Here is a 12332-nt window from a genome sequence, read left to right as displayed (position 1 = left end):
CGAAACCAATGAAGATTCTTGTTTGTATAACCCACGTGCCGGACACTACTTCCAAGATTCAGTTTACAGCCGACAATACCAAATTTGATACCACTGGGGTTCAGTTCATTATTGGACCATATGATGATTATGCCTTGGCGAGAGCTGTGGAATTGAGAGATCAAACCAGTGGAAAATTAACGGTTTTGAATGTAGGTGAATCTGAAACGGAACCTACTTTAAGAAAAGCTTTGGCAATCGGTGCCGATGAGGCGATCCGAGTTAATGCCAGTCCAAAGGATTCTTTTTTCGTAGCTGAGCAAATTGCTCATTATGCAAAAGAAGGAGGATATGATTTGATTTTGATGGGTAGAGAATCGATCGATTTCAATGGCGGAATGGTCCATGGAATGGTTGGAGAGATTTTGGGAATTCCTTCATTTTCTCCAGTTATGAAATTGGATTTGGATGGTACATCCGTCACTATGTCCAGAGAGATTGAAGGTGGAAAGGAAGTAGTTGAAGCTTCTTTGCCTTTGATCGCGGGATGTCAGGAACCTATCGCTGAGTGGAAAATCCCAAACATGAGAGGGATCATGTCTGCGAGAACTAAGCCATTGAATGTAGTGGAGCCAGTATCCGAAGAAACCCAAGCAGTTGCTGTAAAGTATGAACTTCCTCCAGCTAAAGGAGCAGTGAAGTTGATCGACAAAGACAATGTGTCTGAGTTGGTGAAATTGTTGAAAAACGAAGCAAAAGTACTTTAAGCAATTTTTAATAACTTACGATAAATCAATAGAATATGTCCGTTTTAGTATATATAGAACATGCCGAAGGAAAAGTAAAGAAAACCAGCTTGGAGGCTGTTTCCTTTGCGAATGCTTTGGCAGTAAAAACAGGAGAAGGAGATGTAGTAGCGTTGGCATTGGGAAGTATTGACCAGGCTGAACTAGCTGCAGTAGGAAAAGCTGGAGCTGTAAAAGTATTGCAGGTTTCTGATGCAAGATTAGATGCAGGAGTCATCCAAGCGCATGCAACTGCGGTTGCTCAAGCTTTTGAAAAAGCAGGCGCAAGTACAGTCGTTTTGGCAAAGTCTTCTTTAGGAGATGCTGTTGCAGCTCGATTGTCTATTAAAATCAAAGCAGGATTGGTATCCAATGTTGTGGAATTGCCAAATACGGATGGCGGATACTTGGTGAAAAGAAGTATCTATACCGGAAAGGCATTTGCTGAAACAAGCTTGACTACAGTCAATAAGATCTTGGCAGTGAAGAAAAATGCCGTTGATCTAAAAACTGATGGTGGAGATGCCGCTGTTGAAGCTTTGGAAGTATCTATTCCTGATTCTGATTTTGCTTCTAAAATTGTTTCTACAGAAAGAGCAACCGGTGAAGTGCTTCTACCGGAAGCTGATATTGTAGTGTCTGGAGGTCGTGGAATGAAAGGCCCTGAAAATTGGGGAATGATTGAGGATTTGGCGAAAACTTTGGGAGCGGCGACAGGTTGTTCTAAGCCAGTATCTGACATGGGATGGAGACCTCATCATGAGCACGTTGGACAGACAGGAGTGAAAGTTGCACCTAGTTTGTACATCGCAATAGGAATTTCAGGTGCGATTCAGCATCTTGCAGGGGTCAATTCATCTAAATGTATAGTCGTAATCAATAAGGATCCAGAAGCTCCATTTTTCAAAGCTGCGGATTACGGGATTGTTGGAGATGCATTTGAAGTTGTTCCTAAATTAAACGAAGCACTAAAAGCAGAACTTTAAATTTTTGTGGAGAAACTCATAGAACTTGAGATTTTGGGCCTTTCGTCCAACCATTCCCAATCAGGGTCATTCACTCTGGTACTGGGAGAGGTAGGGGGAATCAGGAGATTACCGATTGTCATTGGAATGTTTGAAGCGCAGGCTATTGCTCTGGAGATTGAAAAAATCATCCCCAACAGGCCTATGACCCATGACCTTTTCAAATCCTTTGCGCATGGGTTCAATTTTGATATTGATCAGATCGTGATTACTGATATGAAGGAAGGTGTTTTTTATGCCAAAATTCAGTGTAAAAGCGAACGTATCGACGCTGAAATTGATGCCAGACCTTCAGATGCGATTGCCATCGCCATTCGATTTGGCTGTCCAATTTTCTGTAGTGAAAAAGCCATGTCAGAAGGAGCAGTCGAACATTATGAAGTGGAAGGTCAGGAAAGTCAGACTTCCAAACCTGAGCCCGCTCAAAAGTTTCCAACAAAAAAGGAACCTTCATTGAAAGATTATAGCCTAGATAAGCTCAACCAAATGCTTGACAAGGCTATTTCCAATGAAGATTATGAGAAAGCCGCAAGAATTCGAGACGAAATCAATAAAAGAAACTAATGAATTTAAAGTCCTGAGAAATCAGGACTTTTTTCTTGCCTCTGACTTCCCTATTTTTAGCGCTTTATTCGAAACTATCGCACATGGATTATATAAGAGGAGTCCTTGGACTACTTGTCATTGTAGGTGTAGCCTATATATTCTCAAACAATAAAAAAAAGATCGATTGGAGATTGGTTGGAATAGGTATTACCCTCCAATTGATTTTTGGGTTTTTGATCACCAAAGTACCTATTGTAGCTTCCGGCTTTTCTTTGCTTTCAGATGGTTTTGTGAAGTTTCTAAGCTTCTCTGAAGATGGAGCTCGCTTCATATTTGGAGATTTAGCTGGTGATACATACGGATTCATCTTTGCCTTTAAGGTTTTGCCTACAATTGTCTTTTTCTCAACGGTTTCTGCTGGATTGTACTACCTGGGAATTCTTCAAAAAATCGTATTTGCCATTGCTTGGGTAATGGCAAGAACCATGAGGCTTTCCGGTCCGGAGAGTTTATCAGCTGCTGGCAATATATTCCTTGGCCAGACTGAAGCACCATTGCTTGTCAGACCTTTTATACCTCAGATGAGCAAGTCAGAATTGATGTGTCTGATGACAGGTGGGATGGCCACCATTGCCGGAGGTGTATTGGCAGGTTACGTGGCCTTTTTGGGAGGAGATAGCCTCGAAGAGCAAAGTAGATTTGCTGCTTATCTTTTGGGTGCAAGTATTATGAATGCTCCGGCTGCGATTGTTCTTTCTAAGATTTTTATTCCTGAGACAGAAAAAGAATTGATTCAGGATAAACTGGAGGTCAATAAAGAGAGTTTGGGAGTCAATTTGATTGATGCCATGTCCATTGGTGCCTCTGATGGTCTTAAATTAGCCTTGAATGTGGGTGCTATGCTGTTGGCATTTATCGCCGTTATTGCAGCCATTAATTATGTGTTAGCTGGTGTCATTGGAGAGTTTACCGGTTTGAATGCCTTTGTGGCAAGTTCTACCAATGGTCAATTTGATGGATTCTCTCTGGAATACATTTTTGGCCAGATTTTCCGGGTATTTGCCTGGGTAATCGGAGTGGAGTGGGGTGATACCCTTCAAGTAGGAAGTTTATTGGGGCAAAAAACTGTGATCAATGAGTTTGTAGCCTATTTATCTCTTTCAGAAATGAAGGAAGTTGGATCGCTATCTGCCAAATCCATTGTTATTGCAACTTATGCCCTTTGTGGTTTCTCCAATTTCTCATCTATTGCAATTCAGTTGGGAGGAATAAGCATCATTGCTCCAAATCAGCAGGGGAATTTGAGTAGATTGGGCTTGAAATCATTGATGGCAGCTTCATTGGCCTGTTTGATGACTGCTACCATCGCAGGAATGCTTTTCTAATCATTCTTGGAAATAAGGAGCCGTTTGTTCTTTCAAATTGGGCGACTGATTCAGAATTGTCGGCCAATCTGATACCCATTGGATAGGATCCAGAAAAAGAGATCTTCTGTTAGCTCCATTTGAAAGTCGGGCTTTGGTGCGCAACATCCCATGATATAGTAACCAATCTTGATTGTGATCATCTGTGATGATTTCTGCATTGTGTCCCGGCCCGGCGACCTGATCATTTCCTTGTAATACCAAAGTTCCTGACCCTTCCTCCAAAAGAGATTTTCCATGTTGATCCAAATAAGGACCTTCTAGCTTTCTTGCTCTGCCAACCAAAATCCTGTAGCTGCTGTTTTCACCTTCACAGCAAGTTCCAGCCGAGCCAAATAAATAGTAAAAGCCATTTCTAAAATGGATATAGGAGGCTTCCAAATGATTCCCAGCTAAATGGATTTTTTCACCTATGGCCTTTTTACCTTCCTTGGAGAGTTCGGTTAAATATAGTCCGTGGAAACTCCCACAGATCAAGTATTTCTTTCCATTTTCCTCCCAATAAAATGGATCAATGGAGTTTTTTACTCCAATTTCTTCTGAGGTTAATACGGGTCCTTGATCAATAAAAGGCCCGTTTGGAGTTTTGGATATGGCCAATCCGATTCCTGGATTTGGATCTCCCCAAGTCGAAAAAGAATAATACATATAAAATTGACCATCTACCTCAGTAACATCTGGAGCCCAAATTCCTCCTTTGGGTTTCCAGTTGGGTTTGGATTCAAATGAATCTCCTTGCAATTCCCAGTGGATTAAATCCCTGGATTTTAAAACCGGAACCAAATGATATCCGCCTTCCTCAGCCCAATTGTCCTCTGTTCCATAGGCATAAAATTGATTCCCAATTCTTAGCACTGTTGGGTCCGCTAAAACAGGTTCAAAAACTGGATTTTGAAAAGTATGGTTTTGAGATTCCGAATTGGAAATCAGGGAAAATAAGCTTAGAAAAAATGGAATAAAGATCCAGTTCATTGGAAGAGAGTTTTGCAAGAATTTAATATTGAGAATATTCGGCAAAAAGAAAAGCAAGCCTTCAAATGACTTGCTTTCAAATTATAAGGCTGGCAATTATTATTTGCCGTAAAGACTTTTTCCAGCCTCTTCGTATTTGTCACCTGCAACCCAAGTTGGTTGATTTGGATCATTGGCTATCATTTCAGCCGAAAGTATAAAGGCTTTCCAATATTTCACTGCGTAGTCCAAGTCAAAGTTATCGACATGATCTCCAGGCTTGTGGTAATACTTTTGGATTTCATCATCAAATGCACGGAAACCTAAAGAGAAGGTCGGTGCTGGGATTCCTTTTCTGGCAAAATTTACGTTGTCAGAACGGTCGTACAAACCCTGCTCAGGAGATGGGTCAGCAATTGCTTCCAATCCGATTTCAGCCACCGCTTGATTGATGTGGAAGTCACCAGTAGTTCTTCCTAAACCAATTACTGTGATCACCGAGGTATCATTATAACCGCCATTGTCTATGTTTAAGTTATAGATGATTTCATCCAAAGGAACCAATGGATTTTCAGCGAAATATCTTGACCCCAACAATCCCTTTTCTTCGGCCGTCCAAAGAGCCAATAAAATGGATCTTTTTGGTGGGTTTTTAGCAAAATATCTAGCTGCATTCATTACGGCTACTGTACCAACAGCATTATCTCTAGCTCCGTTGTAAATAGAATCACCTTCTGCATCCGGCCTTCCTACACCCACGTGATCATAGTGAGCTGAAAGCATGATGTATTCATCTTTCAATTCAGGGTCGGTACCTTCTATGTAGGCTATGACATTTTTACCTTCAATGGATTTGGAAGTTTTTCCTTCAATCTGAAGCGTAGAGCTAGAAAGATTATCCTGGCTCATGGCTGTTCTGATGGTGTTGTCCAAATCTTTCACCCAAATATAAGGCAAGTCTGAACTGGCGCCCTGATCGATACCTAGTGTAGTTCTATTCAAATAATTTGCAGCCATTTGCCATGGAACTGAAGGAACATTGAATCGCTCAATCAAAGCTATGGCTCCAGCTTCTTTGGCTAAAGCTGTTTTTTCTCTACCTAAAGAAAAAAGATCAGCTGGACCCAATCGATTTGGGGCCCCTACATTTGAGATGGCAATTTTACCTTTCAAATCTTTTCCTTGTAAATCTTCTGCCAGACCAAAACCCACATCAACCAATTCATAGGTTCCGTCAATAGATTTTCCATCTAAAACCAATAGGTCCTTTCCTTGCTCGTAAGTGGTTTTTCCAAACTGTACACTCCCTTTGGTAGGAGGAGCAGAAAGTCGAAAAGGGATATCTTGATAAAAACCATTGGCACCTGCAAGTGGTTTTGCACCGGCTTTTTCAAGCTCGTCGGCAATGTATGTGTATGCTTTTACGATTTCCGGTCTAGCAGGGTCTCTTCCCATCAATTCGTCGGAAGCCAAATAGGTGAAATCAGCAATAGCCTCTTTGTCCTTGAAGGATTTTTCGACTTGATTTTTTTGGGCTAAAATGGGGTTGGCTGCCAATAATAGCAAACCCAATCCCAAGAAGTATTTATTCATAGGGTAGTCTTTATAAAGGCAAAATAATTGAAATAAAAGAAAGGCTTATAGTTGCCCGTGTAATTCTTGGGAATTCATCCCTAAATCTTCTAAAATCTTAGAAAAATGCTGAGGAATTGATGCTGTAAGCAGGATATTCAGGGAGGAAACCGGGTGAGTGAGTTCTAATTGATATCCGTGAAGTAGCAGATTTTTTAACCCAAACTGAGTTTCAAAAAAGTGATTTTGTTTGTTGTTTCCATGCTTTTTATCACCCAAGATATAATGTCTTTTATGTGCTAAGTGCCTTCTGATCTGGTGGGTTCTTCCGGTTTTTGGAAAAGCTTGAACTAGGGAATATCGACTAGTTGGATATCTTCCAGTAGTATCGAAAGGAATTTCGGCACTCTGAATCAATGAAAATTCAGTGAAAGCTTCCTGGATCTTTCCTGATTTCTCATTTTTTAAACCTTGGTCAACTTTGAAATTTGACTCTTGGGGAATTCCTCTTACTATGGCTAAATAGGTCTTACTTACCTGTCGTTCAGCAAATTGTATTTTAAGTAAGGGCAATATTTCCTCAGAAAGTGCAAATAACAACAAGCCACTAGTAGGTCGATCCAAGCGATGAACCGGATAAACCCGCTGTCCGATTTGGTCCCTTAGCAGTTGTACGGCAAAGGCAGATTGTTCCTCAGCAGCCATGGAAGTTCGATGAACCAGCAAACCAGCTGGCTTATTAATAGCAATAAGGTACTCGTCTTGATATATGATTTCTAAATCCATAAAAAAAGCCGGAAAATTCCGGCTGGTGAAATTAGAAAATTGTTCCGGAACCAATGCATTCTTCACCTTCATACCAGGCAACAAACTGGCCAGAGGCAATTCCTTTTTGTGGCTGATCAAATAGGACATATAGGCCATCATTTTTTCTAAGCAATATGGCTCCAACCAGTGGTTGTCTATATCTGATTCTAGCTTGATATCGCGCAGATTCTCCCGGTTTCAATTCCAAATCTTCTCGGATCCAATGAATTTGATCTTCTTTTACAAAAAGAGCATTTCTCAAAAGCCCTGGATGTTCATCTCCCAATCCGGTATAGATGACATTTTCTCGCGTGTCTGTAGCAATGACAAACAAAGGCTTCCCAGTTCCTCCCACATGAAGGCCTTTTCTTTGGCCTACAGTGAAATAGTGAGCACCATTATGTTCTCCGACCATTTTTCCTTGATTTTGAGAATAATGGATAGGATAGGCGAGACCTTGAAGAGTTTCCTCATCCAAATCTTCTACTTCAATTCCCGCAGGGATTTGATACTTCTGATAGATTTCCAAGTTTTCAGGAATCTCTAGAATTCTACCTTTTTTAGGCTTGAGTTGCTGCTGGAGGAAGTCCGGTAGTCTCACCTTACCGATAAAGCAAAGCCCTTGCGAGTCTTTCTTTTCTGCAGTAATTAGATCAAGCTCCTTGGCAATCGCACGAACCTCAGACTTTTGCAAATGTCCGATAGGGAATAGGGCTTTCGCTAATTGATCTTGGGAAAGTTGGCAAAGAAAATAGCTTTGATCTTTGTTCGGATCAGCTCCTGCCAGTAATTGATAGACAGGTTGGCCATCTTTTTCCAAACTTCCTTTTTGGCAATAATGCCCTGTGGCCACAAAATCAGCTTTGAGCTTTTGAGCGGCTTTAAGGAAAATGTCGAATTTGATTTCCCGGTTGCACAAAATATCCGGGTTTGGGGTTCGTCCTGCTTCGTATTCTGAGAACATATAATCCACGATTCTCTCGCGGTATTCCTCACTCAGGTCAATTGCCTGAAAAGGAATTCCCAGCTTTTCTGCCACTAGCATGGCGTCGGTGGAGTCTTCCATCCAAGGACATTCATTGGAAATTGTCACGGATTCATCATGCCAGTTTTTCATGAACATGCCGATGACTTCATAGCCTTGCTCGATAAGCAAATGGGCTGCGACAGAACTATCCACTCCTCCGGAAAGTCCTACGACTACTCTTGGTTTTTGATTCATAGCTGCATTCATTAATGGATTCAAGGTCCATTCGATTACAATACGTGGAAAACCGAACTGATGATCTAACAGTTCAATTTGATTCAAAATTACAAAGGAATTTGGTTCAAATTTCAATATTGAGACAGCAAGTGACTCAGATATTGGAATTATTCATCTCCAAAAAGGACTGGAAACCAAGCAATACTCTATTTTTGGATTCCTATTTTCATAACCAGCCCTTTTTCTCTCTATGACTTTTCAATTAATCAAAGATGCCATCTTAGGTAAGGAGCAGGATTTCACTGTTCTTTCCTTGAAAACAGCCATCATGGTTTTGGCTATACCAATGATTTTAGAGATGATGATGGAATCTGCATTCGCGGTTGTGGATATTTTCTTTGTTGCCAAATTGGGTGAAAGTGCCATCGCCACCGTCGGGTTGACCGAGTCCGTCATAGTTTTGGTATATGCCATAGGGTTCGGTATCAGTATGGCTGCTACAGCTTTGATTTCGAGGCGATTTGGTGAAAAAGAATACGAGAAAGCGGGAGATTCTGCATTTCAACTTTTGCTGGTTGGAGGAAGTATTTCTGTGTTACTAGGATTAGGCGGATGGTTTTTGGCAAAAGATATTCTTCAATTGATGGGAGCAGAGTCCGATGTGTTGGAGATTGGTGTCAGTTATGCCAAAATCATCTTTGCGGGAAATTCTGCGATTATGTTGCTATTCCTGATCAATGGAGCTTTTAGAGGTGCAGGTCAGCCTCATTTGGCCATGAGAGCCTTGTGGATAGCCAATGGATTTAATATCGTATTGGATCCTCTTTTCATTTTTGGAATAGGAGGCTGGGCAGGCTGGGGGCTTGATGGAGCTGCCATTGCAACTACTTTGGGAAGAGGTTTGGGAGTTTTGTATCAATTATACCATTTGTTCAATGGGAAACACAAGCTTCATATCCTGACTCAAAACATCAAGGTACGTTGGAAGACCATCCGCAAAATCCTGGACATCGCAATAGGTGGAATGGGACAATTTTTAATTGATTCAGTCGCTTGGTTGGCTTTGACGAGAATGAATGCAGAATTTGGTTCTGCAGCTTTGGCTGGTTATACGATTGCTATGAGGGTCTTGATTTTCACCATTTTACCTGCTTGGGGTTTATCTGGAGCTGCAGCAACTTTGGTGGGACAAAATCTGGGAGCAAAGCATGTGGGAAGGGCCGAGGAAGCAGTTTGGTTGACCACCAAATACAATGTGATTTTCATGGCCTCGGTTACAGGAATCTATTTGTTGTTTTCCAAACAATTGGCTGGTTTCTTCACCGACATTCCAGAGGTTCAGGATATCGCCGCACAAGGGCTTTGGGTGATTGTTTTAGGTTATGTTTTCTTTGCAATCGGAATGGTGTTAACCCAGGCTTTTAATGGAGCGGGAGATACCAAAACCCCAGCTTGGATCAATATTGGGGTTCTATGGTGCATTGAGGTTCCTTTGGCTTGGGTATTGGCATTTCCTTTAGGATTTGGATTTTTGGGAATATTTATAGCCATTGCATTCGCGCATTCCTTTCATGCTTTGGTATCGCTTTATTTCTTTAAAAGAGGGAAGTGGAAGAGAATGGCGGTTTAGTTTATGTGACTTTTGTAAGATCAAAAGTCACCAATCCGGATACCAATCGGAATCTCTTGCTTTAATTGGCTTGAAAATGCACTCGGACATTTTCTGCCGAATTGGGTCAAACGCTAAAAATCGCCGGATTTCCGAACTAGCCGATTTTCTTCACGCTTATTGACCTCAATCCTTCACCAGCCAATCAAAGCTTTCTCCATAATCAATCACATACTTATTGAAATTCGACTTTCTGTAAAAATTTGAAGTTAGCTCAAATCTATCGGAGCGGTGGGTCGATTTGGCAGCGGGGAGTGAGTGGGACTTGTGCGGTTGAAGTCCCGTATATTCTTATCGGGACCAAATCTTGTCCTCGAGCAATCGGGATTTTGGTTCTTTTGTATCAAGACAAAAGAAGAGGCAAAAAAGAAAATTTTTAAATAAAGATAAGATCAATGTGTTTTTGGTCCTTTTTCACTTCTAGGAAAAAGGAAGTAAAAAATAAGAATGATTTGGGGATAGAATTCAAAAAAGAGTTGATTCTGAAGAACCAGAATCAACTCTTTTGGATAATGGGCAACTTTAATTCAAAGTCACATATTTGCTATCCACAGTTTCATTAATGAAATAGATTTTTTTACCTCCAAAAGTTTTACTCTCGCTATTATAAGCCGCAGCCTGAACAATCCCATTGCTGGTTGTTTTTACACCACTTAACTCAGAAGCTGTAAATGTCACAGAAGTAGTCTTGCTTTCTTTTGTAACTACTTTGCTACCATCCGAAATCAACCAGAGTATATTGTCACAGTTGGATGGGATAGATTCAATTGCTAAGGTTACATCACCGGAAATGCTGATGGTTTCTGTTACAGAAGTGGCGAATTTGACAACTGAAGGCATTTTTTTAGATGTTGAATGACTAAAACCATCGAATCCATTGGCACCAGAAACAACCCAATCATTTGCTTGGCCTGAATTGATATCCAAAGTGATATCTGTATAGTTGTTGATGTAAGAATTGCTGACAGTTTGAAGGTCGAAATCGTTTAAGGAAACGTCACCTACGTTAACAAGAGAAGTTCCTCCTGCAGAAGTATAAAAATTAGCTGAAGCCACATCCAAATAAATGTCTCCCAAACCTGGAACAGTTGTTCCTCCAGGTGTGTTGGACTTCGCTTTGATTGCAGCCATAATCCCATCTGCATCACCGGGTTGAGGAAGAGGATTTGTAGAGGTTTGCTCTATAGGATCTTCAGAGTCATCACTACATGAAGTGAATAAAAATGCTCCGAAAGTTAAGAGGAGGAGATACTTAAAGAATTTGAATTTCATCGCTTAAAAGGTTTAAAATGATATTCAAAATTCCTTCAAAGCAACAAATTCATCAATACGGCAAATGGCGTATTTTTAGCCTAATCCCCACTAAAACACTGCACGTTCATGAAATAGGGCATGTTGTAAAAGCTTTTTTCCGCATAAACTGCTGATCCAGCACCCATTTGGGTAAGGCTTGGATTGAGAATGTTTTTTCTATGACCAGGAGATTCCATCCAAAGACGGACTATTTCTTTTGCAAAAGATATGTATGTATGAGGTGGAACTGGTTCTCTTTTGGTAGTCATGTAAGTGAATTCGCCTGGGCTTTGTGGACGATTTACTTTTCGACCGTATTCATATTGGATTCCTGCCGTGGAGCTAATATTCTCTGCGATTAAGATTGGGTTTAAACCTACGATTTGAAATCTGTCACGCAAATGTCTTTTGTTTCTGATTTTACTTTGGTGCCCATAAAAATTGTATTTGGCCATATCAGAAGCATGTCCTGCTGCTGCACGTTCGATTTTATCAGAATGACGAAAAGGCTTTAGGCCATTTTTAACCCGATGCTCATTGGTGACATAAAAAATGGCAGCATGGAGTAAGGGATAATCGATTTCTCTTGGGTTTAGGTTTTGGTAAATAGGCTCAAAACGATAAAAAGTTTTCCAAGAATAGTCCGAATAATCTTCGTAATCCCAGTTTTGGGCGAAAAGAAGAGATGATATCAGACAGGCAATAAGGGTGAAGCTATACTTGAGCATTTGAGGGGATTTGGAAAGCGAACCTTTCTTTTTCACGCTCAAATGCTCAAAATAGTATGCCAGAATTGAATTTCTTCTGGATTTATTATTTCAGCTTGGATTAGTTATCCTGAGGGATTTCCAAAAACAAAGCAATTAACTCTTTGGGAGTGGCAGCCCTTTGAAGTTTTTCATCCTGAAGGAACAATTGAAGTTGATATTCCAATTCGAAAATCAATCCATTGATGAAGATTGGGTCCATGTTCAATTTTTGAATGAAATGATCATTTTTTCTGGCACCAAAAAGACTGATTCCATAGGAATGAAAGACCTCAGCGGCTTTTTTGAGTAGAGTAAATTGTTGGTTCAT

The 12332-nt window shown here is 40.7% G+C and carries 12 protein-coding genes; 5 read left to right on the top strand and 7 right to left on the bottom strand.

Annotated elements, in window-relative coordinates:
• The first annotated feature begins 8 nt into the window (after positions 1-8).
• From O0V13_RS06015 to O0V13_RS06000, 4 genes are all read left to right on the top strand, one after another.
• Positions 9-746 (top strand): electron transfer flavoprotein subunit beta/FixA family protein, encoded by a 738-nt coding sequence (locus O0V13_RS06015; protein ID WP_268034088.1) that lies wholly within the window; start codon positions 9-11, stop codon positions 744-746.
• Positions 747-781: 35 nt separating this feature from the next.
• The gene (locus O0V13_RS06010; protein WP_268034087.1) at positions 782-1750 is read left to right on the top strand and encodes an electron transfer flavoprotein subunit alpha/FixB family protein; all 969 of its coding nucleotides are present in this window, start codon (positions 782-784) and stop codon (positions 1748-1750) included.
• 6 nt (positions 1751-1756) lie between these two features.
• The gene (locus O0V13_RS06005) at positions 1757-2353 is read left to right on the top strand and encodes a bifunctional nuclease family protein (RefSeq protein ID WP_073570073.1); all 597 of its coding nucleotides are present in this window, start codon (positions 1757-1759) and stop codon (positions 2351-2353) included.
• An 83-nt stretch (positions 2354-2436) separates the two neighbouring features.
• Positions 2437-3720, top strand: coding sequence for a NupC/NupG family nucleoside CNT transporter (locus O0V13_RS06000; RefSeq protein WP_268034086.1), 1284 nt, complete (start codon positions 2437-2439; stop codon positions 3718-3720).
• Here the strand turns inward: O0V13_RS06000 and O0V13_RS05995 are convergent, their stop codons facing one another.
• From O0V13_RS05995 to mnmA, 4 genes are all read right to left on the bottom strand, one after another.
• Positions 3721-4731, bottom strand: coding sequence for a family 43 glycosylhydrolase (locus O0V13_RS05995; protein ID WP_268034085.1), 1011 nt, complete (start codon positions 4729-4731; stop codon positions 3721-3723).
• Positions 4732-4830: 99 nt separating this feature from the next.
• The gene (locus tag O0V13_RS05990; protein WP_268034084.1) at positions 4831-6303 is read right to left on the bottom strand and encodes a M28 family peptidase; all 1473 of its coding nucleotides are present in this window, start codon (positions 6301-6303) and stop codon (positions 4831-4833) included.
• A 45-nt stretch (positions 6304-6348) separates the two neighbouring features.
• Complete coding sequence (locus O0V13_RS05985) at positions 6349-7068, bottom strand: pseudouridine synthase (protein ID WP_268034083.1); 720 nt, start codon at positions 7066-7068, stop codon at positions 6349-6351.
• 31 nt (positions 7069-7099) lie between these two features.
• Entirely contained in the window at positions 7100-8311 is a 1212-nt protein-coding gene (mnmA, locus tag O0V13_RS05980; RefSeq protein WP_268034192.1) for a tRNA 2-thiouridine(34) synthase MnmA, read from the bottom strand.
• A gap of 232 nt (positions 8312-8543) precedes the next feature.
• Between mnmA and O0V13_RS05975 the strand changes: the two genes are divergently transcribed.
• The gene (locus O0V13_RS05975) at positions 8544-9923 is read left to right on the top strand and encodes an MATE family efflux transporter (protein ID WP_268034081.1); all 1380 of its coding nucleotides are present in this window, start codon (positions 8544-8546) and stop codon (positions 9921-9923) included.
• 561 nt (positions 9924-10484) lie between these two features.
• On the opposite strand, the gene O0V13_RS05970 is transcribed toward O0V13_RS05975, so the two are convergent.
• The 3 genes from O0V13_RS05970 to O0V13_RS05960 all read right to left on the bottom strand — a co-directional run bounded on the left by O0V13_RS05970 (position 10485) and on the right by O0V13_RS05960 (position 12332).
• Positions 10485-11234 (bottom strand): hypothetical protein, encoded by a 750-nt coding sequence (locus O0V13_RS05970; RefSeq protein ID WP_268034080.1) that lies wholly within the window; start codon positions 11232-11234, stop codon positions 10485-10487.
• Between the two features lie 80 nt (positions 11235-11314).
• Positions 11315-11983 carry a CAP domain-containing protein gene (locus O0V13_RS05965; protein ID WP_268034079.1) on the bottom strand — a complete coding sequence of 223 codons (669 nt, stop codon included), beginning with the start codon at positions 11981-11983 and terminating at the stop codon, positions 11315-11317.
• Between the two features lie 100 nt (positions 11984-12083).
• Entirely contained in the window at positions 12084-12332 is a 249-nt protein-coding gene (locus O0V13_RS05960) for an acyl carrier protein (protein WP_268034078.1), read from the bottom strand.

This window comes from Algoriphagus sp. PAP.12 (genome assembly GCF_026652115.1).
GTDB lineage: Bacteria > Bacteroidota > Bacteroidia > Cytophagales > Cyclobacteriaceae > Algoriphagus.
This window is presented reverse-complemented; position numbering and strand designations above follow the sequence as displayed.